The organism is Pantoea sp. X85 (assembly GCF_029623675.1).
Lineage (GTDB): Bacteria > Pseudomonadota > Gammaproteobacteria > Enterobacterales > Enterobacteriaceae > Pantoea > Pantoea leporis.
The window spans coordinates 287,540-309,570 of the sequence record NZ_CP121108.1; the positions used below are offsets into that span (position 1 = coordinate 287,540).

14 protein-coding genes, 1 pseudogene and 1 riboswitch are annotated in these 22,031 nt (G+C 56.1%); of the genes and pseudogenes, 9 read left to right on the top strand and 6 right to left on the bottom strand.

Going from position 1 to position 22,031, the window contains the following annotated elements; all coding sequences use genetic code 11:
- Positions 1–38: 38 nt before the first annotated feature.
- The 5 genes and pseudogenes from P6287_RS01290 to pgi form a co-directional block, all read right to left on the bottom strand.
- Positions 39–2,131, bottom strand: a pseudogene (locus P6287_RS01290) (YjbH domain-containing protein).
- The gene (locus P6287_RS01295; RefSeq protein ID WP_277974391.1) at positions 2,131–2,868 is read right to left on the bottom strand and encodes a capsule biosynthesis GfcC family protein; all 738 of its coding nucleotides are present in this window, start codon (positions 2,866–2,868) and stop codon (positions 2,131–2,133) included. Before P6287_RS01295 ends, P6287_RS01290 begins: the two are co-directional and overlap by 1 nt.
- Complete coding sequence (locus tag P6287_RS01300; protein WP_110868119.1) at positions 2,865–3,512, bottom strand: YjbF family lipoprotein; 648 nt, start codon at positions 3,510–3,512, stop codon at positions 2,865–2,867. Before P6287_RS01300 ends, P6287_RS01295 begins: the two co-directional genes overlap by 4 nt.
- 73 nt (positions 3,513–3,585) lie before the next feature.
- Positions 3,586–3,834 (bottom strand): exopolysaccharide production protein YjbE, encoded by a 249-nt coding sequence (gene yjbE, locus P6287_RS01305; RefSeq protein ID WP_101763117.1) that lies wholly within the window; start codon positions 3,832–3,834, stop codon positions 3,586–3,588.
- Between the two features lie 523 nt (positions 3,835–4,357).
- On the bottom strand, positions 4,358–6,004 hold the full coding sequence (pgi, locus tag P6287_RS01310) for a glucose-6-phosphate isomerase (protein ID WP_137384941.1): 1,647 nt from the start codon (positions 6,002–6,004) through the stop codon (positions 4,358–4,360).
- 373 nt (positions 6,005–6,377) lie between these two features.
- Positions 6,378–6,572, top strand: a riboswitch (Lysine riboswitch).
- A gap of 112 nt (positions 6,573–6,684) precedes the next feature.
- Between pgi and lysC the strand changes: the two genes are divergently transcribed.
- From lysC to panS, 3 genes are all read left to right on the top strand, one after another.
- On the top strand, positions 6,685–8,040 hold the full coding sequence (gene lysC / locus P6287_RS01315; RefSeq protein WP_110868121.1) for a lysine-sensitive aspartokinase 3: 1,356 nt from the start codon (positions 6,685–6,687) through the stop codon (positions 8,038–8,040).
- A gap of 265 nt (positions 8,041–8,305) precedes the next feature.
- Positions 8,306–8,998, top strand: a complete 693-nt coding sequence (gene aqpZ / locus P6287_RS01320) for an aquaporin Z (RefSeq protein ID WP_222211760.1) — start codon at positions 8,306–8,308, stop codon at positions 8,996–8,998.
- A gap of 174 nt (positions 8,999–9,172) precedes the next feature.
- Positions 9,173–10,096, top strand: coding sequence for a ketopantoate/pantoate/pantothenate transporter PanS (panS, locus tag P6287_RS01325; RefSeq protein ID WP_101763113.1), 924 nt, complete (start codon positions 9,173–9,175; stop codon positions 10,094–10,096).
- 87 nt (positions 10,097–10,183) lie between these two features.
- Here panS and P6287_RS01330 read toward each other — a convergent pair whose 3' ends face one another.
- Positions 10,184–10,777, bottom strand: coding sequence for a YhgN family NAAT transporter (locus tag P6287_RS01330; RefSeq protein ID WP_008109858.1), 594 nt, complete (start codon positions 10,775–10,777; stop codon positions 10,184–10,186).
- A 195-nt stretch (positions 10,778–10,972) separates the two neighbouring features.
- Between P6287_RS01330 and asd the strand changes: the two genes are divergently transcribed.
- From asd to glgP, 6 genes are all read left to right on the top strand, one after another.
- A complete protein-coding gene (gene asd, locus P6287_RS01335; RefSeq protein WP_101763112.1) occupies positions 10,973–12,082 on the top strand; it encodes an aspartate-semialdehyde dehydrogenase in 1,110 nt (369 codons plus the stop codon).
- A gap of 356 nt (positions 12,083–12,438) precedes the next feature.
- Entirely contained in the window at positions 12,439–14,625 is a 2,187-nt protein-coding gene (gene glgB / locus P6287_RS01340) for a 1,4-alpha-glucan branching enzyme (protein ID WP_101763111.1), read from the top strand.
- Positions 14,625–16,604 carry a glycogen debranching protein GlgX gene (glgX, locus tag P6287_RS01345; protein ID WP_277974392.1) on the top strand — a complete coding sequence of 660 codons (1,980 nt, stop codon included), beginning with the start codon at positions 14,625–14,627 and terminating at the stop codon, positions 16,602–16,604. The genes glgB and glgX overlap by 1 nt, the downstream gene beginning before the upstream one ends.
- Before the next feature lie 10 nt (positions 16,605–16,614).
- Positions 16,615–17,907, top strand: a complete 1,293-nt coding sequence (glgC, locus tag P6287_RS01350; protein ID WP_192236049.1) for a glucose-1-phosphate adenylyltransferase — start codon at positions 16,615–16,617, stop codon at positions 17,905–17,907.
- A 63-nt stretch (positions 17,908–17,970) separates the two neighbouring features.
- A complete protein-coding gene (glgA, locus tag P6287_RS01355; RefSeq protein ID WP_101763108.1) occupies positions 17,971–19,404 on the top strand; it encodes a glycogen synthase GlgA in 1,434 nt (477 codons plus the stop codon).
- Between the two features lie 21 nt (positions 19,405–19,425).
- Entirely contained in the window at positions 19,426–21,873 is a 2,448-nt protein-coding gene (gene glgP, locus P6287_RS01360; protein WP_101763107.1) for a glycogen phosphorylase, read from the top strand.
- Positions 21,874–22,031: the final 158 nt, after the last annotated feature.

Here is a 22,031-nt window from a genome sequence, read left to right on the forward strand (position 1 = left end):
CGATTTATCGCGCGGGTTTCAAACCACCCGTGCTGATGTTAATTAAATCGCGCATCACGATCTGACGTCAGGTCATACAGCTGATATTTGCGACCCAGCATCTGCCCACCATCACGTGTCAACGGCACCCAGTTCACCTGCGCGCGGCCTCGCGTTGGCGTCACGGTAAACAGATCCATCGGCACCGAAATGTAGAAGCCTTTAGTGAAGTCGCCTTCGCCATAGGCTTCCGCCGACACGTTGGTTTTTTGGTGGCGTAGAAGCCCACCATCACGCCGCTATCAAACCGCTTCGACACATCAACGGTAACGCCTTTATCCTTCGCCAGATATTCACCGACGCTGGCTTTCACCAATACGTCCTGCATAAACCACGGACGCCAGTACGCGGTAAAATGTCCGGTTGGCGCTTTGTAATCGGTGAACTGCATCATGTTGTCCCAATCACGCTGCTTCACGTAGTTGGCATCAACCCCGAAGGCCCAGTTGCTATCAATCGGACGATACAGCACTTCGCCGCCGACACCGCCGTACATGGTTTCCAGATAACCGCCGTAAACCTGGCCGTAGAAACCGTTGCCGAGCGCCTGCATGTAGTTGGCTTGCAGATCGTTAACGTAAACGTTGTTCTCAACGTAATCACGAATATGCGTACGCACGCGCGGCAGCGTGGAATCCGCCGGTGCGCCGTTGTAGTTGAACTTATCGTAGTTATTGGCGAGGTTGCCAAACAGGCTGCCGCCGACCAACAGGTGATCGGTAAGCCAGTAATCGGCGTTGGCCATCACGCCAACCTGATACATGTAGAAGCTTTCCGGTCCGCCGACGGACTGATTCAGCACCGGCGACAGGCTGTAGTTCAGACGATCTTTGCGGATGAAGAAACCTTGCTCGGTGGCACCGGGATCGATCGGATTTTCACGCGTCTGCTGCAGCGGCTGTTCATGCCCCAGCGGATAACCCACGAGTTCGTTATGCAGGCTGGCAACGTTGGTGCGCGTGCTCACCTGCGGCATATTGAAGCGCGACTCGGTGACGTCGATGGTATCGATGCCGGCCGGCAGGTTGTTCATGATAATGCGATTGGCGCGATCGACCCCTTCGCGCGTATCGCGATATTTGGTCTGCTCGCCGGACACATACAACGTGCTGCCTTTGGTTTGAATATGCGGGCCATTCAGTCCTGCGTTGTACTTCAGATCGGTCAGCTGGTTTGCCACCACCGTTGGCTGCAACAGATCGCCCTGCGGCTGCGGGTTGTAGGCCGGCTTCTCGCTATCGAGATGCGACTGATGCAGATCGTTGAAATTGGTGCGCAGGGTAAAGCCGAACATAAAGGTGTTGCCGCGCTCGTAGCTGGCGTTGATGTCCGCCCAGTCGGTGAGGCGATAAATCGCGCCGACGTTGACCTTACTGCGCTGATCCAAACGACCGGCGAAATCATCCTGATAATCGTTGCCTTCGTACTCCAGCTTGAGGCGCAGCGGCTGCCACGGTGTTTGATACTCTACGCCGCCAAACAGCGCCGCCGGACCGTGGAACATCTGCGAGCCATTAATTGAACCCGCTTCGCCACCGCCGGTGCGGCTACAGAAGCTGTCGCTGTAGGAGCAGAACGGGTTCTTAATGGTGCCGCTGTTGCCGAGATAACCCCAGCCCAGACCCAAGGTGAAATCGAACGGGCCCCACGCTTTGCTCGCCACCAGATATTCGCTGTCGAACAGCCCGGTACCGCCTAAATCGCGTGAGCCAACCGCCACTTCTGGCAGCCAGTAGCTCTCTTGCCATAGGCGCAGCTTCACATCGAAGGCTTTATCTTTATAGCTTTGGTTGCCGCTGAAACCTTCTACTGCGCTGTAACGGCGGGTACGCACATCGGTATAGCGTACGGTGGTTTCCAGCCACGGGAACAGCTGCAGCGAGGCAGAATAGTAGCGATATTGATCGTTATCGCGGAAGTTGACGCTAAATTCGCCCTCTTTCGCCATACGCGCGGTGGGCGTCTGCATCAGGCCAACGCCACCAAAATCCGATTGAGAAGGACCGACCGGTTCAGGCCAGGTTTCCGCATGCACCTGGCAAGCGGCGGAAACAGAAGCAGCCAACAGGCTGAGAAGTAATTGTTTTTTCATCAGTCTGGTATCCGGTGAGTCAGAACGGAAAGCATGCGCTCATTCAAATCGCTGTGGCCCCATGGCAAGCTCCATGAGGTGAAACCGAGCCAGATAATGCTGCCGGGTTCCACTTCGATATGGCGATGATTCCAGTGGGCGACCGGAACTTGCTGGGTGCTGCCGGACGGCGCAATCACCGTGGCATAGCTGCGTTCCGCGCCGGACAGACGATCGTGGCCTTCGAGGTAATCACGCACTTCGCGGCCCGGCTGCCAGCGCGCTTTACCCGGATTGCTCAACGCCCCCAGCACCAGTACCTGCGTCGGCTGCGCCAGCATATAGAGGTCATAGCTGCCTTGCAGCGTGCGGTTATCCTGTGGACGCAGACGCACGTCATCGGGATCGAGCGAGGTGAACTGGCGGCCCGTTACCTGCAGCGCGCCAAGCTGGTGGATAACCGAGCCGATGGTTGCGGCCAACGACTCGCCGCTGTCTGCTTGCCAGGCGCGCAGATCGGCCAGCAGCTGCTTCTGTTGCTGCTGTGCTACCGCCGTTGCGCCGCGTTCGGCAATCACCGTGCCCGGCCACCAACTGCGCAGTTCAGGATGGGTGAGCAACTGACTAAGATTCTGCGCATCGTTAATTTGCAGTGTGTTTTTTCCCGGCAGTTCGTGCACGGTGACTTGCGCCGCCGCCAGTGCGTGGCCAGCCGTGAGCAGCGTCAATGCTGCCAGCATTGGAGTTATTTTTTTCATGATTTCGCCGGCTTCAGAATGGTGGTTTCAACGGGGAAGGCATCGGCGGCCAGCATCTGGTTGGCCTGCAATACCGTGCCATCACGGTTATCGATCCAGAAGGTGTTCTGCCACTCCGCGCCTACGTTCTCCATGCGCACGGTTTCATGCCAGACGCGGCACGGTACGCGTTCACCGGCGATGTCCAGCACCGTATCGTCACCTCGCTCGAAGCGGGAAACCGCTGTGGCGGCACGCACTTTATCTTGCTCGCGCCACTGCACCACGCGCGTCCAGCTGGCACCGTTTTGCAGATGCAGCGCATCGGCGAGCGGATCCTGCGCCAGGTTACTGACGTCAGCGAGGTTGCTCGGTAAACCCAGGGTTTTGATCAGACGGCCATGCTGCATCACCAGCATCGCTTTATCCTGGGTGATCCACTTCTGTTGGCCGTTTTCGTTGTAACCGAGCACCACGAAGATGCGCGGTCCTTCATTGATGCGGGCATAGAGGCTGGCGTAGGGCAGGTTAGCAACCTGCTCGTTGGTGACCGTGACATCATCCGGGCCATTCACGGCCAGCATCACGGTTTGTTCGAGACCTTTTTGTGTTTGTGTGCAGGCCTGCAACAACAGGCAAAGAAGTAGCAAAGAGAGTCGGCGCACGGTGTATCCCTGTCTAAATAAGCCAAGCAAAAAATAACCACACGGGTGTGTGGTTATGCTTAAAGGTGCTACATCAACGAGTGGTGCTCGTTGTGGTGGTTGTTGTTGTACCGGTATTTGCACCGTCACCGCCGCCAGAAGCAGCAATGCCGAGACCCACTAACGCACCGAGCGCGCCGATACCCACAGCGGTAGACGCGCCGGAAGAGATTGCTCCCGCCTGCGCGCCTGCTGCAGCACCAGCTTCTTCCGGCGCGGCAATCGCAGCGGAAGAAACGGCAACGTAAAGTAAGGCTGCACCGGCAACCATCAGTTTTTTCATAACAACGTTTCCTGCATTTATATGAATCAATGAATGTAGGATTTACCCAGATTTCGGGCGCGTTCAGTATAGGGCAACAAATTACCAGAGTTCAGCATGAGTAAAAGAGGGCAGGAAGTCGGGTTTTTTCTGGTGATAAATACGGCGAATTGGCGTTAGCTGCTTTTTTTTAACGCCTTTTTTCAGGCTAATAGGATAAGTGAATGCCTGCGCATTTCACGGCAGAGTTTTTCACTTTTGCACTAATTATTGGTACGGAATGGGAATAATCGGAATTTACTTACAAGGCTTAAATTAAAATCATAGATCTATCAGATGGATAAACTATTTGTCGGGTTAAATTAGGTCCATTTTTAAGCCAGGTAAGGTGCGGTAAATTGAAATGAATTACGAATTTCCTTACGCCACTTTAAGAATTTTCTAACCCTGTTTAAGGCAGTAATTAATAATATTGCGTGTGAGATGGCTTGGTTGACAAAAAAAAGGCGGCAATTACGCCGCCTTATGTAAATTAGCCGGAAAATTAACGCCAGGATTTGTAGCGATTAATTAAGCCATTAGTGGAGCTATCGTGGCTGCTAATTTCAGCGTCATTTTCCAGTTCTGGCAGAATACGGTTTGCCAGCTGTTTACCCAACTCAACACCCCATTGGTCAAAGGTGAAGATGTTGAGAATCGCGCCCTGAGTGAAGATCTTGTGCTCATACAGCGCAATCAGTGCACCCAGGCTAAACGGGGTAATTTCACGCAGCAGGATGGAGTTGGTTGGGCGGTTACCTTCGAACACTTTGAACGGCACGATGTGCGCGACAGATTCGGCAGATTTACCCGCATCGGTAAACTCTTTCTCCACCACATCGCGTGACTTACCAAACGCCAGCGCTTCGGTCTGCGCGAAGAAGTTCGACAGCAGCTTTGGATGGTGATCGGTCAGCACGTTGTGGCTCAGTGCTGGTGCGATAAAGTCGCACGGAATCAGTTTGGTGCCCTGATGAATCAGCTGATAGAACGCATGCTGGCCGTTGGTGCCAGGCTCGCCCCAGATGATTGGGCCGGTCTGGTAATCCACTGGATTACCTTCACGGTCAACGTATTTACCGTTGGATTCCATGTTGCCCTGCTGGAAGTAAGCAGCAAAGCGATGCATGTACTGATCGTACGGCAGAATCGCTTCGGTTTCGGCACCAAAGAAGTTGTTGTACCAGATACCGATCAGCGCCAGCAGGACCGGCAGGTTCTGCTCGGCAGGCGTGTTGGCGAAGTGCTTATCCATGGCGTGCGCGCCGCTCAACAGCTGCTCGAAGTTCTCGAAGCCGATGGAGAGAATGATCGACAAGCCGATAGCTGACCACAGTGAATAGCGGCCGCCAACCCAATCCCAGAACTCAAACATGTTGTCGGTATCAATACCGAACTCACCCACCGCTTTACCGTTGGTCGACAGCGCAGCGAAGTGCTTCGCCACGTGCTGCTGATCGCCCGCAGTTTTCAGGAACCAGTCACGCGCGCTGTGGGCGTTGGTCATGGTTTCTTGCGTGGTGAAAGTTTTAGATGCCACGAGGAACAGCGTGGTTTCCGGGCTGAGATCTTTCAGCGTTTCGGCGATATGGGTGCCATCGACGTTAGAAACAAAGTGCATGTTCAGGTGGTTTTTGTACGGACGCAGCGCTTCGGTCACCATGAACGGGCCGAGGTCTGAACCGCCAATCCCGATATTCACCACGTCGGTGATGGCTTTGCCGGTATAGCCTTTCCAGTCGCCGCTGATGATGCGCTCGGAGAAGCCTTTCATCTTCGCCAGCACCGCGTTGACTTCCGGCATCACATCTTTGCCGTCCACCACAATGGGCGTGTTGCTGCGGTTACGCAGCGCAACGTGCAGAACTGCACGCTCTTCGGTGCGGTTGATCTTCTCGCCAGAGAACATCGATTTGATGGCGCCTGCCAGATCGGTCTCTTTAGCCAGCGCCTGTAATTTTTCGAGGGTTTCCTCGGTGATGCGGTTTTTTGAGAAATCCACCAGCATCTGGTCATCGAAAGTGGCAGAGAATTTCGCAAAACGATCGGCATCTTGCGCAAACAGGTCGGCGATTTGCACCGATTTCATCTGCTCAAAATGCTGCTGCAGCGCTTTCCAGGCAGCGGTTTGGGTCGGATTGATATTTTTCATGGCAACACTCTAGTTGATATAAGAACCGTCATTCCATCCGGGGCGTCCTGCTGGCCCGGCATCCATAGCATTCTTGCACGGGGATGAGTATGACCACAGTTACTGGCTAAGGGAAAAAATTTGTGACCGTGGCCGCACTGTTTCAGGTAAATCCGGCAGCGATTGTCGGTGCTGCGCCAGCAGAATTCCCTGTGCCGCATCAGAAAAAAGCCGCTTTTGTCTGATTCGGACACTACTTTAGGCCGCTGTTGGTGGGCGCGTTTGTTCAACGATGCGTTTACCGAAGTGTAAAAGTGAGAAATCCTCAAAGTGCGGGGATGGACAGGGGGGAAAATAATCAGTAATTTATGCGCGCTACTTACACCTCCGGGTGTAAGCCAGAAGAGGCGCGTCGCCCAGGCAGTGTGTTTGAGGATCCGTATCCGCAGAGAACACATCAGGGGGTGTGACGCCGAGGTGGGGCAACACGCGGGGTGTTGCACTGTCGGCTGCAGGGGCTGAATCCTCTGGGTTGTCACCAGAATCGTCCACAGTCGGACGGTTCGCAAGGTGAAGCGCTTTTGGTGACTTGTCTACTACTGATCTTGTCTGCCCAATTCTGCTCTTCTCTTGTGCCTAGGCTGCTACTATGTCTTCCGCCCCAAAACGGAAGAAAGATAACCTGACACGGGGTTCGTAATATGTCCCAAAATCTTATCGTGGCTAAATTTGGCGGCACCAGCGTTGCCGATTTTGATGCTATGAACCGCAGCGCAGATGTTGTGCTGTCGGACGCTAATACCCGCTTAGTGGTGCTCTCTGCCTCCGCTGGCGTGACCAATCTGCTGGTAGCCCTTGCTGAAGGCCAGGAACAAGCGCAGCGCGCTTACCTGCTGGATGAAATCCGCCGTATTCAATATGCCATCATCGATCGTCTGCAATCGCCGGATGTGATCCGCGATGAGATTGATCGCATGCTGGAAAACATCACCATGCTGTCTGAAGCCACCTCGCTGGCGACCTCACATGCGCTAACCGATGAGCTGGTGAGCCACGGTGAGCTGATGTCGACGCTGCTGTTCGTGGAGATTCTGCGCGAGCGTCAGGTCAACAGCGAATGGTTTGACGTGCGTAAAGTGATGCGCACCAGCGATCGTTTTGGTCGCGCAGAACCCGAAGTGGCGACGCTGAAAGAGCTGGCCGCAACGCAGCTGCAGCCGCGCATTGCGGAAGCGCTGGTGGTGACGCAGGGCTTTATCGGTAGCGAAATCAAAGGGCGCACCACCACGCTTGGTCGTGGCGGCAGCGACTATACTGCTGCGCTGCTGGGCGAAGCGCTGCAGGCCGCGCGCATTGATATCTGGACCGATGTGGCCGGTATCTACACCACCGATCCACGCGTGGTGTCCACCGCTAAACGCATCGAAGAGATTACCTTCGAAGAAGCAGCGGAGATGGCGATCTTTGGTGCCAAAGTGCTGCATCCGGCCACTTTGCTGCCGGCCGTGCGTAGCGATATTCCGGTGTTTGTCGGTTCGAGCAAAGATCCGGCCGCGGGCGGTACGCGCGTGTGCAACGAAACCAAGAATCCACCGCTGTTCCGTGCGCTGGCGCTGCGTCGTAAGCAGACGCTGGTAACGCTGCACAGCCTGAACATGCTGCATGCACATGGCTTCCTCGCCGAAGTGTTTAACATTCTGGCGCGCCACAGCATCTCCGTTGATCTGGTGACCACTTCCGAAGTGAGCGTGGCGCTGACGCTGGACAGCACCGGTTCAACCACCACCGGCGACAGCTTGCTGACCCAGGCGCTGTTGACCGAACTCTCTTCACTGTGCCGTGTGGAAGTGGAAGAGAATCTGGCGCTGGTGGCGATCATCGGCAACAACCTGTCAAAAGCGTGCGGCGTCGGCAAAGAAGTGTTTGGCGCACTCGAGCCGTTCAACCTGCGCATGATTTGTTACGGTGCCAGCAGTTATAACCTTTGCTTCCTGGTGCCGACCCCAGATGCCGAGGAAGTGGTACGTGCGCTGCATAAGAATCTTTTTGGTTCTTAAGGCCAGTTTTTAGCATGCGGAATCAAGCCGGACCGGGTCCGGCTTTTTTTATTGGTGAAATTTTTTAAACAATAATTCAAGCCCAACGACATTCACTGCTTCGCGCCAGACATTTCTGATGAACCCCGTCATATCTCGCGAGAACCGTCTCAAATACGCTGCTATCGCCTAAAAATCACCCTAATCCCTTATTCTTCGGTTGCGCTTCAATCGCCAAAAACGATAATCCCGCCGCGAAAACATTAAATTATTTGAGGGAACAGAGATGAAAAGATTAGTGGCTGAAACGCTGGGCACTTTCGTGCTGGTGTTGGGCGGTTGTGGCAGTGCGGTTTTGGCCGCGGCGTTTCCAGAATTGGGTATTGGTTTTGCCGGTGTTGCGCTGGCGTTTGGTCTGACGGTATTGGTGATGGCATGTGCCGTCGGCCATATTTCGGGCGGCCATTTTAACCCGGCGGTCACCATCGGTCTGACGGTTGGCGGACGTTTCCCGGCGGCGCAGGTTGTGCCTTATATTATCGCGCAGCTGGTGGGTGCGGTTGCGGCTGCCGGCGTGCTGTATTTGATCGCCAGCGGTAAAGCCGGTTTCGATGCCGTGGCCAGCGGCTTCGCGTCGAACGGTTACGGTGAACATTCGCCGGGGGGCTTTAGCCTGCAGGCGGGCATGATCGCCGAGCTGGTGCTGACCGCCGTGTTCCTGATTGTGATCATGGGCGCGACCGATAAACGTGCTCCGGCTGGCTTCGCGCCCATTGCAATCGGCCTGGCGCTAACGCTGATTCACCTGGTGAGCATTCCCGTCACCAATACCTCAGTCAACCCGGCGCGCAGTAGCGGTGTGGCGATCTTCCAGGGCGGCTGGGCATTGGAACAGCTGTGGATGTTCTGGTTGTTACCGATTATCGGTGCCGCGATTGGTGGTGCGATCTACCGCTTTGCACTGGAAAAAGCAGAGTAACTTTGCCGTATTTCAGCGGATCGGCAGCAGCCGATCCGCATTTTGCCCCGCAAGCGACTTCCCGCCTTACGTCAAGATAATGAAATGTTATGATCCCGCGTCCGTCGCTGTGGTCGTTCCCTGCGCGACATTTCATCTGTGGCAATATAAAAAAATTCCTAAGGAAGTCTGGTTATGCTCGGCAAACTTACCCGCCTGTTCCCGCTCTGGGCCGTGCTGCTCTCGGTCGCTGCTTATTATTCTCCTGGCACCTTTCTCGGCATTGGGCCGTGGGTGACTTACCTGCTGATGCTGATTATGTTCGGCATGGGCGTGACGCTAAACATTGATGATTTCAAACGCGTGCTGGTGCGTCCGGCGCCGGTGATCGCCGGGACTTTCCTGCATTATCTGGTGATGCCGCTGGCCGCGTGGGGCCTGGCGAAGCTGTTCCAGATGCCACCGGATCTGGCGGCAGGCATGATTCTGGTCGGCAGCGTGGCCAGCGGCACCGCTTCAAACGTGATGATTTATCTGGCGAAGGGCGATGTGGCGCTGTCGGTGACCATCTCATCCGTGTCGGCGCTGGTAGGTGTATTCGCCACACCGCTGCTGACACGCTTCTACGTTGATACCCACATTCAGGTGGATGTGGTCGGCATGCTGCTCAGCATCGTGAAAATCGTGGTGATTCCGATTAGCCTGGGTCTGATTATCCATCACTCCATGAATAGCGTGGTGCGCCGCGTTGAGCCTTATCTGCCGGCGTTTTCGATGGTGTGCATTCTGCTGATCATCAGCGCGGTGGTGGCTGGCAGCCAGGGCTTTATCGGTTCTGTCGGCTTGATGGTGATTGTGGCGGTGATCCTGCACAACGCGATCGGTCTGTTGGGCGGTTATTGGGGCGGTAAGCTGTTTGGCTTCGATGAATCGACCTGCCGCACGCTGGCGCTGGAAGTGGGTATGCAGAACTCAGGTCTGGCGGCGACGCTGGGCAAACTTTACTTCTCGCCGTTAGCGGCCTTGCCGGGCGCGCTGTTCTCGGTGTGGCACAACCTGTCAGGTTCGCTGCTGGCCGGTTACTGGTCGGGTAAACCGATCGATAAGAAGCAGAAGTAATATTCAAAAAAGCATCACATTCAATTCATGCACATAGCGTAGCGGCGCAATAAATTGCGCCGCTACGCTGCCTGCGCTCTGAATGTATTACAGCTTCAAATACGTACGAATCCCATCCAGGAACATCTGCGTCGCCAGCATAATCAAAATCAATCCCATAAGGCGCTCCAGCGCGTTAACGCCTTTGTCGCCCAGCAGGCGTAAAAACAACCCCGACATCAGCAGAATCACCACCGTCACGCCCCACGCGATCAGCAGCGCGCCGACCAGGTGCGTCATTTGGTTGGGATATTGATGCGACAACAGCATCAGCGTCGCCAGCAGGGACGGTCCGGCCACCAGCGGAATCGCCAGCGGCACGAGAAACGGTTCTTCACCGGCCGGCAAGCCACTCGAGCTGCTCTCCTCTGACGGGAAAATCATGCGGATGGCGATCAGGAAAAGAATGATGCCGCCGGAGATCGACACGGTTTCGGTGCGCAGATTGAGAAACGCCAGGATGCGTTCACCGGCGAATAAAAACAGCAGCATCAGAATAAGCGCAATCAGCATTTCGCGCATCAGTACCACGCGGCGGCGTTTGGGTTCCAGATGCTTCAATACCGACATAAAAATCGGCAGGTTGCCCAGCGGATCCATAATCAACAGCAGCAATATGGTCGCGGATATCATTTCAGTCATGTTGGTTAGCCATTATTAGTTGTACTGCTGAAAAAGTTGGCGCAATCGAATTAATTCACTTGCCAGAAGTGCTGCATTTTGTAGAGTTGACGGTCATAGGTAAACCTGATTATTACGCAGACCGGCACGATTATCCGGCCAGTCTTTTCCTCGCACCACACGGCCTCTTTCGAGAGCACCCGAGACGGACAGAAAATGAAGAATGTAGGTTTTATTGGTTGGCGTGGCATGGTCGGCTCAGTGCTGATGTCACGCATGAGCGAAGAACGCGATTTTGATGTCATCAATCCGGTCTTCTTCTCCACGTCACAGCTTGGTCAGGCGGCACCCACATTCGGCGGTAAGTCGACCGGTGCGCTGCAGGATGCTTTTGATATCGAGGCGCTGAAGGCGCTGGATATTATTATCACCTGCCAGGGCGGTGATTACACCAGTGAAGTCTATCCAAAGCTGCGTGAAAGCGGCTGGCAGGGTTACTGGATTGATGCAGCTTCCACGCTGCGCATGAAAGATGACGCCATCATCATTCTCGATCCGGTTAACCATAACGTGATTCGTCAGGGCCTCGATAACGGCATCAAAACCTTTGTCGGCGGTAACTGCACCGTCAGCCTGATGCTGATGTCGCTGGGCGGTCTGTTTGCTAACGATCTGGTTGAGTGGGCCTCGGTGGCGACTTATCAGGCGGCATCAGGCGGCGGCGCGCGTCATATGCGTGAACTGCTGACGCAAATGGGCATGCTGCATGACCACGTGGCGAAATCGCTCCAGGATCCGGCTTCGGCAATTCTGGATATCGAACGCAGCGTGACCGATTTCACCCGTTCTGGCACTTTGCCAACCGACAATTTCGGCGTACCGCTGGCGGGCAGCCTGATTCCGTGGATCGACAAGCAGCTGGATAACGGCCAGAGCCGCGAAGAGTGGAAAGGCCAGGCGGAGACCAACAAAATCCTGCGTACCAGCAGTGTGATTCCGGTTGATGGCCTGTGCGTGCGCGTTGGCGCGCTGCGCTGCCACAGCCAGGCATTCACTCTGAAGCTGAAAAAAGACCTGCCGCTGAGCGAAATCGAACAGCTGCTGGCCTCGCATAACGAATGGGTGAAAGTGGTGCCAAACGACCGCGACATCACCATGCGCGAACTGACGCCAGCCGCCGTCACCGGCACCCTGACCACGCCAGTAGGCCGCCTGCGCAAACTGAATATGGGACCGGAATACCTTTCTGCCTTCACGGTGGGCGATCAGTTACTGTGGGGCGCGGCTGAACCGCTGCGCCGCATGCTGCGTCTGCTGATCGACTAAGCGCAGCGGCAAATCAGAAAGGCCGGGGTTTCCCGGCCTTTTTTTATTATCCAGGCTGCAAAAATTCATGCAAATTGCGCCTGACAAGTGATCCGCTTCCCTTTTTTGCTTGCCCGATAAGTATTTTTCACGATCCTCCCTGGCTTCTGCTATCCCCAAGCTATGATTTAACAGAGATGTGCCGGTTGTTAACTGTTTTTGTTTTTTCGAACTGAATGGTTGTTGTACACGGTGAAGATCTTTCCCACGGACGGTTGTGTCCTCACGGTGTACCTATGGCTCAATGAAAAGCAGCGCACCCGAGGCGATAATCCTGCCGACTCTGGTCGCCTGCGCAAAATCATAGGAAGAAAGTCATGTCAGAGCTTCCCGATCGCCAGGCGATCAATGCCCTTTTTGCCGGGAATTATGCCGATCCCTTTTCACTACTGGGCATGCACCAAACGGCTGCAGGCCTTGAAGTGCGTGCGCTGCTGCCCGATGCCTCCGATGTTTGGGTCATTGAAACCAACACCGGACGCAAATGTGCTCAGCTTACCTGCCTCGACTCACGCGGTTTCTTCAGTGGCGTGATTCCGCGTCGTAAAAACCGCTTTGGTTATCAGCTGGCAGTGAACTGGCACGGCCAGCAAAACCTGATTGATGATGCCTATCGCTTCGGCCCGCTGCTGGAGGAGATGGATGCATGGTTATTGGGTGAAGGCACGCATCTGCGTCCCTACGAAACCCTCGGCGCGCACGGCACCACCATTGATGGCGTGCACGGCACGCGGTTCGCCGTTTGGGCACCTAACGCGCGTCGCGTATCGGTGGTAGGCGAGTTCAACTTCTGGGATGGCCGACGTCATCCCATGCGTTTTCGCCGTGAACTTGGCGTCTGGGAACTGTTTGTGCCGGGCGCGGTAAACGGTCAGCTGTATAAATTTGAAATCGTGGATAATTCCGGCCAGATGCGCATCAAAGCCGATCCCTTCGCCTTTGAAGCGCAGATGCGTCCGCAAACCGCCTCGATGATCTGCGGGCTGCCGCCGAAAACCGAGATGCAGCCGCAGCGTAAGGCCGCCAATGCTTTTGACCAGCCGATTTCGATTTATGAAGTGCACCTCGGTTCATGGCGACGTCACACCGATAACAACTTCTGGCTCAGCTACAAAGAGCTGGCGGAACAGCTGATTCCTTACGTTAAAGAGATGGGCTTCACCCACATCGAACTGATGCCGATTAACGAACACCCCTTCGACGGCAGCTGGGGCTATCAGCCGCTCGGCATGTATGCGCCGACGCGCCGTTTCGGTACGCGCGATGAGTTCCGCCACTTCGTGGCCGCCGCGCATGATGCTGGCATTAACGTGCTGCTCGATTGGGTGCCAGGCCACTTCCCGAGTGATGATTTTGGCCTGGCGAAGTTCGATGGCACCGAACTCTACGAACACAGCGATCCGCGCGAAGGTTTTCATCAGGACTGGAACACGCTTATCTACAACTTTGGTCGCCGTGAAGTGAGCAATTATCTCTCCGGCAACGCCTTGTACTGGATGGAGCGTTTCGGCATTGATGGGCTGCGCGTCGATGCGGTGGCATCAATGATCTACCGTGATTACAGCCGCGCCGAAGGCGAATGGGTGCCGAACCAGTTTGGTGGACGCGAGAACCTCGAAGCGATTTCGTTCCTGCGTCACACCAACCGCGTTTTGGGTCGCGCCGCACCGGGCAGCGTCACGGTGGCGGAAGAGTCCACCGATTATCCCGGCGTTACGCGCCCTTCAGAAGATGGCGGCCTCGGCTTCTGGTTCAAATGGAACCTCGGCTGGATGCACGACACACTGGACTATATGAAGCTCGACCCGGTGCATCGCCGTTATCATCATCAGCTGATGACCTTTGGCATGATCTACAACTACACCGAAAACTTCGTGCTACCGCTGTCGCATGACGAAGTGGTGCACGGCAAACGTTCGATTCTCGATCGCATGCCGGGCGATGCCTGGCAGAAGTTCGCTAACCTGCGCGCCTATTACGGCTGGATGTGGGGTTTCCCCGGTAAGAAGCTGCAATTTATGGGCAATGAATTTGCGCAGGGTCGCGAATGGAACCACGACACCAGCCTCGACTGGCATCTGCTGGAAGGTGAGGATAACTGGCACAACGGCGTGCATCGTCTGGTGCGCGATCTCAATCACACCTATCGCCATTACGCGCCGCTGCATCAACTCGACTTTGATGGGCAAGGTTTTGAGTGGCTGGTGGTCGATGACTACGAAAACTCCGTGTTTGTATTTGTGCGCCGCGATCGCGACGGCAATGAAATCATCGTAGCCAGCAACTTTACGCCAGTGGCGCGTCACAACTATCGCTTTGGCGTCAACCAGCGTGGCGGCTGGCGCGAGATCATGAACACCGACCAGCACGATTATCACGGCAGCGACACGCGCAATCACGGCGTGGTACACACCGATGAGATGGAGAGTCACGGTCGGCCGCAGTCGCTGAGTTTGACCTTACCGCCGCTGGCAACGCTTTGGCTGGTGCGGGAGAGCGACTGATGCTGGAGCAGGGGCAGCCGGAACCGTTAGGTGCGCACTATGATGGGCACGGCGTTAATTTCACGCTGTTCTCCCAGCATGCCGAACGCGTCGAACTCTGCCTGTTCGACGCGCACGGTGCTGAGCGCCGTTTCGCGCTGCCCGCGCGCAGCGGTGATATCTGGCACGGCTATTTTCCCGCGCTGAAGCCCGGCCAGCGCTACGGCTATCGCGTTCACGGTCCGTGGGCGCCGCAGCAGGGACATCGCTTCAATCCGGCTAAGCTGTTGGTCGATCCCTGCGCCAAAGCGGTGGCGGGTGAAGTGGCGGACGACGCGCGTTTCAACGGCGGCGAACGCGAGCCGGATAGTTTGGATAACGCCGCCATCGCGCCGAAATCGTTGGTGACTGCCGAAGATTTTGACTGGGAGGACGATCACGCGCCGCGGACGCCGTGGGGCAACACGGTGATCTATGAAGCACACGTACGCGGCTTAACCCAGCAGCATCCGGAAATTCCGGAAAGGTTGCGTGGCACTTATGCGGCGCTGGGTCATCCTGCTATGGTGAAGTACCTGCGCCACCTCGGCATCACCGCGCTGGAACTGTTGCCGATTGCCCAATTCACCAGCGAGCCGCGCCTGCGCCGTTTGGGATTGAGTAATTACTGGGGCTACAACCCCTTTGCCTTGTGGGCGGTGGATGCGCGTTACGCCTCGGGCGAAAACGGTTTAACGCCGCTGCAGGAGTTTCAGCAGGCGGTTAAAGCACTGCATGCCGCGGGCATCGAAGTGATTCTGGATGTGGTGTTCAACCATACCGCCGAGCTGGAAGAGATCGGGCCAACGATTTCCCTGCGCGGCGTGGATAACGCCAGCTATTACTGGCTGGATGGCAACGGCGACTATCAAAACTGGACCGGCTGCGGCAACACGCTAAATCTCAGTCATCCGCAGGTGATGACGTGGGCGCTGGAAGCGCTGCGCTACTGGGTGCGTGTTTGCCATGTTGATGGGTTCCGTTTTGACCTCGCCAGCGTGTTGGGACGCACACCGGAGTTTCATCAGGATGCGCCGCTGTTTGCCGCCATCAAAGCCTGTCCGCTGCTGTCGCAGGTGAAGCTGATTGCCGAGCCGTGGGACATCGGCCCCGGCGGTTATCAGGTCGGCAGCTTTCCGCCAGACTTCGCCGAGTGGAACGACCATTTTCGCGATGCGGCGCGCCGTTACTGGCTGCATGGTCAATTGAATAATGGCGATTTCGCCCGCCGTTTTGCCGCATCCAGCGACGTTTTCCAGCGTGAGGCGCGGCTGCCGCACACCAGCATCAATCTCATTACCGCTCACGACGGCTTCACGCTGCGCGATGTGGTGAGTTTTAACAACAAACACAATCAGGCTAACGGCGAAGACAATCGCGACGGCAGCAGCAGTAACTTCAGCCATAACCACGGCAAAGAGGGACTGCAGGTCAATTTCGATATTGTCGAACGGCGGCGGCGCAGCGTGCATGGCTTACTGACCACGCTGCTGCTGGCGCAGGGCACGCCGATGCTGCTGGCGGGTGACGAACGCGGTCACAGCCAGCATGGCAACAACAACGCCTATTGTCAGGACAACCCGCTGACCTGGTTGAACTGGCAACAGGATGATTTTGGCCTGGTCGACTTCACTGCTGCGTTAATCCGTCTGCGCCAGCGCATTCCCGCGTTGACGCAGGATCGCTGGTGGCAGGAGGGCGATGGCAGCGTGCAGTGGTGCAATGCCAGCGGCACACCACTGGAAACCGAGCAGTGGGAACAGGGGACGCACCGAATGCAGATCCTGCTCTCCGGCCGCTGGTTAATAACAATAAACGCCACGGAATCGGTGAGTGATATCGCCTTACCAGACGGAGAGTGGCGTGCCATTCCTCCTTTCGCCGGGGAAGATAACCCCATCCTGACAACTGTCTGGCACGGTCCCGCACACGGTGTGTGTGTGTTCCTAAAGCAATCATAAGGAGTCAGACATGGTGAAATTAGATAGAACAGATCATCTGATGCTGGCGCGCCAGCTCCCTACACAAACGGTCGCCCTGATCCTTGCTGGCGGGCGCGGTACGCGCCTGAAAGATCTCACCGCGAAACGCGCCAAACCTGCCGTTCACTTCGGTGGCAAGTTCCGCATCATCGACTTTGCGCTGTCCAACTGCATCAACTCGGGCATTCGGCGCATCGGCGTGATCACCCAATATCAGTCGCATACGCTGGTGCAGCACATCCAGCGTGGCTGGTCGCTGTTCAACGAAGAGATGAACGAGTTTGTCGATCTGCTGCCGGCGCAGCAGCGTGCCGCTACCGAACATTGGTATCGCGGGACTGCCGATGCGGTGACGCAAAACCTCGACATTATTCGCCGCTATAACGCGCAGTACATCGTGATCCTCGCCGGGGATCACATCTACAAAATGGATTACTCGCGCATGCTGCTCGACCACGTCGATCGCGGTGCCAAATGCACCATCGCCTGCTTGCCGGTGCCGTTAGCTGAAGCCACGGCGTTTGGGGTGATGGCGGTGGATGCCGAAAACAACGTAATCGATTTTGTTGAAAAACCGCCGAAGCCGCCGTCAATGCCGGGTGACGATACCCGCGCGCTGGCCAGCATGGGCATTTACGTGTTCAACGCCGATTACCTTTATCAGCTGCTGGAAGAGGATCTGCTTGTAGCCGATTCCAGCCATGATTTCGGCAAAGATCTGTTGCCGAAAATCGTCGCCAGCGGCGAGGCGTATGCGCACTCCTTCACGCTCTCCTGCGTGCAGGTTGATGAAAACGCTGAGCCGTACTGGCGAGACGTCGGAACGCTGGAAGCTTACTGGCGCGCCAATCTCGATTTAGCGTCGGTCACGCCTGAGCTGGATATGTACGATCACAGCTGGCCGATTCGTACCCACATGGAGCCGCTGCCACCGGCGAAATTTGTTCAGGATCGATCCGGCAGCCACGGCATGACAATGAATTCGCTGGTCTCGGGCGGCTGCATCATCTCCGGTTCGGTGGTGGTGAACTCGGTGCTGTTCCCGCGTATTCGCATCAACTCGTTTTGCAATATTGATTCCGCAGTGCTGCTGCCTGATGTGGTGGTTGGCCGATCGTGTCGTCTGCGTCGCTGCGTGATCGATCGCGCCTGCGAACTGCCAGAAGGCATGGTCATTGGCGAAAACCCCGACGAAGACAGCCGTCGTTTTTACCGTTCTGAAGAGGGCATCGTACTGGTGACGCGCGCCATGCTGGCCAAATTGGCCGGAGGCGGTCAGTAAGTGACGAAAGAATATAGAGAAAATTGCCGCGTGGAACGTGTGCGATAACAATAGGGGTTCAGGATGCAGGTTTTACATGTCTGTTCAGAGCTTTTCCCGCTGTTGAAAACCGGCGGACTGGCTGATGTCGTCGGTGCATTACCACAGGCGCAAATAGCCGATGGTACGGATGCGCGGGTGTTGATTCCCGCCTTTCCGGATCTGCGTAAAGGGATTCCTGATACAGAGGTCCTGGCGGAGTTGCAAACTTTTGCGGGACCGGTACGCTTACTTTTTGGACAATTTAACGGCGTTGGTATTTATTTAATCGATGCGCCGGGATTGTATGAACGTCCCGGCAGCCCGTATCACGATACGTCGCAGTTTGCTTACGTCGATAACTACCTGCGTTTTGCGCTGCTGGGCTGGATGGGCGCCGAGATTGCCAGCGGGCTGGATACCGACTGGCAGCCAGATATCGTGCATGCGCATGACTGGCATGCTGGCTTAACCTGCGCCTATATTGCGGCGCGCGGGCGTCCGGCGAAAACGGTGTTCACCGTGCATAATCTGGCGTATCAAGGGCTGTTTTCGGCGCGTCATTTGGATGAGATCCAGATCCCGCGCGCGTTCTTCGACATGCATGGACTGGAGTTCTTCGGGCAAATTTCCTACCTCAAGGCGGGGCTGTTCTTTGCCGATCACATTACGGCGGTCAGCCCGACTTACGCGCTGGAGATTACCCGACCGGAATTTGGTTACGGCATGGAATCACTGCTCGAACAGCGACTGCGTGAAGGGCGCCTGAGCGGGATTCTGAACGGCGTCGATCCGGGCATCTGGGACCCGGCGCACGACCTCCTGCTCACCGCGCGCTACGACAGCGAAACGCTGGAGAGCAAAGCGGAGAACAAGCGCCAGCTGCAAATTGCCATGGGCCTGAAGGTGGATGATAAAGCACCGGTGTTCTGCGTCATCAGCCGTCTGACCAAACAGAAAGGGCTGGATCTGGTGCTGGAAGCGCTACCGGGCTTACTGGCGCAGGGCGGACAGTTGGTGCTGCTCGGCCAGGGCGATGCGGAGCTGCAGCAAGGTTTCCTTGCGGCGGCGGCGGAGCATCCGGGCCGCGTTGGCGTGCAGATTGGTTATCACGAAGCCTTCTCGCACCGCATTGTCGGCGGCGCGGATGTGATTATGGTGCCGAGCCGTTTTGAGCCGTGCGGCTTAACCCAGCTGTATGGTTTGAAATACGGTACGCTGCCGCTGGTGCGTCGCACTGGCGGACTGGCGGATACGGTGCAAGACAGCTCGCTTGAGAATCTGGCGGATGGCGTCGCCAGCGGTTTCACTTTTGAAGACAGTAATGCCTGGTCGCTGCTGCGGGCGATTCGGCGCGCATTTGTTCTGTGGTCTCGTCCTGCACTCTGGCGTTACGTTCAGCGGCAGGCGATGGGGATGGATTTTAGTTGGCAGGTGGCAGCACAAGCCTACCGCGATCTTTATCAACGTTTGCTGTAATGAGAGATTGGGATACTTGATATGAATGCACCTTTCACCTATGCCTCACCCACGCTGACGGTTGATGCACTGAAGCACTCAATCGCCTATAAGCTGATGTTTACTATTGGTAAAGATCCATCGATCGCGAATAAGCATGAGTGGCTCAACGCCGCGCTGCTGGCGGTGCGTGATCGCATGGTGGAACGCTGGCTGCGCTCCAGCCGCGCGCAGCTCTCGCAGGATGTGCGGCAGGTTTATTACCTGTCGATGGAGTTCCTGATGGGGCGCACGCTCGGCAACGCGTTGCTGGCGATGGGCATTTATGAGGATCTCAATCAGGCGCTGGAAGAGATGGGCCTCGACCTCAGCGAACTGATGGAAGAGGAGAACGATCCCGGCCTCGGTAATGGCGGTTTAGGGCGTTTGGCGGCCTGCTTCCTGGATTCGCTCGCCACGCTCGGTTTACCGGGGCGCGGCTACGGCATTCGTTATGACTACGGCATGTTTAAGCAGAATATCGTTGACGGCCAGCAGCGCGAATCGCCGGATTACTGGCTGGAGTACGGCAATCCGTGGGAATTCCAGCGCTTTAACACGCGCTACAAAGTGCGCTTCGGCGGCCGTCTGCAACATGAAGGCGCGCGGGTGCGCTGGGTGGAAACCGAGGAGATCGTGGCGATGGCTTACGATCAAATCATTCCCGGTTTTGATACCGATGCCACCAACACGCTGCGCTTGTGGGGCGCGCAGGCCAGTAACGAAATCAACCTCGGTAAGTTCAACCAGGGTGATTACTTCGCCGCGGTAGAAGATAAAAACCACTCGGAAAACGTGTCGCGCGTGCTCTATCCCGATGACTCCACCTATTCGGGGCGCGAGCTGCGTCTGCGTCAGGAGTATTTCCTCGTCTCCTCGACGGTGCAGGATATTCTCAATCGTCACTGGCAGATGCATGAAACCTGGGACAATTTGCCGGACAAAATTGCCATCCACCTCAACGATACGCATCCGGTGCTGGCGATCCCGGAACTGATGCGCATACTGATCGACGAGCAGAAATTCAGCTGGGACGATGCCTTTGAAGTGACCTGTCAGGTGTTCTCCTACACCAACCACACGCTGATGACGGAAGCGCTGGAAACCTGGCCAGTGGATATGATTGGCAAGATCCTGCCGCGTCATCTCAGCATTATTTTTGAAATTAACGACTACTTCCTGAAAACCATTCAGGAATATTACCCGGATGATTGGGAGCTGTTAGCGCGCATCTCGATCATCGATGAGAACGACGGCCGCCGCATTCGCATGGCGTGGCTGGCGGTGGTGGTGAGCCACAAAGTTAACGGCGTGTCAGAGTTGCACTCCAACTTGATGGTGCAATCACTGTTCGCTGACTTCGCGCGTCTGTTCCCGGGCCGTTTCTGCAATAAAACCAACGGCGTGACGCCACGTCGCTGGCTGGCGCTGGCGAATCCGGCGCTCTCCGAGGTGCTGGACGAGGCGATTGGCCGCAACTGGCGCACCGATCTTGGCCAGCTCAACGAATTGACCACGCAGATCGACTATCCGGCCTTTATCCAGCAGATCGCCGACGCCAAGTTTGCCAACAAAAAACGCCTGGCGGATTGGGTGGCGAAGAACATGGATATCGTGCTCGATCCGCATGCGCTGTTTGATGTGCAGATTAAGCGCATCCACGAATACAAACGTCAGCTGCTGAACGTGCTGCACGTTATCACGCGCTACAACCGCATCAAGGCCGATCCCAGCGCAGAATGGGTGCCGCGCGTTAATCTCTTCGCCGGCAAAGCGGCGTCGGCCTATTACGTGGCGAAACACATCATTCACTTGATCAACGATGTCGCCAATGTGATCAACAACGATCCGCAGGTGAAGAACAAGCTGAAGGTGGTGTTCATTCCAAACTATGGTGTGAGCCTGGCGCAGATCATCATTCCGGCGGCGGATCTCTCCGAACAGATCTCCACTGCCGGTACCGAAGCCTCTGGTACCAGTAACATGAAGTTTGCGCTGAACGGCGCGTTAACCATCGGTACGCTGGATGGTGCCAACGTTGAGATGCTGGAGCATGTCGGCAAGGAGAATATCTTTATCTTCGGTAACACTACGCCGCAGGTCGAGAAGCTGCGCACCGACGGTTACAACCCGCGTAAGTATTATGAGGATGATCCTGAGCTGCATCAGGCGCTGACGCAAATCGCCAGCGGGGTGTTCAGCCCGCAGGAGCCAGGGCGCTATCGCAATCTGTTTGATGCGCTGGTGAACTTCGGCGATCACTATCAGCTGCTGGCGGATTACCGCAGCTATGTGGATACGCAGGACAAGGTGGACAAGCTGTATCGTCAGCCGGATAAGTGGCAACGCAGCGCGGCGCTGAATATCGCCAATATGGGTTATTTCTCGTCGGACCGCACCATTCAGGAATATGCGGATGAGATCTGGCACATTTCGCCAGTGAGATTGTAAGGCGAGGATTGCAGAACCAAGTCGCCATGAATGGCGACCCTACGTGAACCCCCAAATCGATACCCAAAATCATTTGGACGGCAGGAAGGCGGCAAATGAGCGAATCCCCGGGAGCTTACTTTAGTAAGTGACCGGGGTGAACGAATGCAGCCAACGCA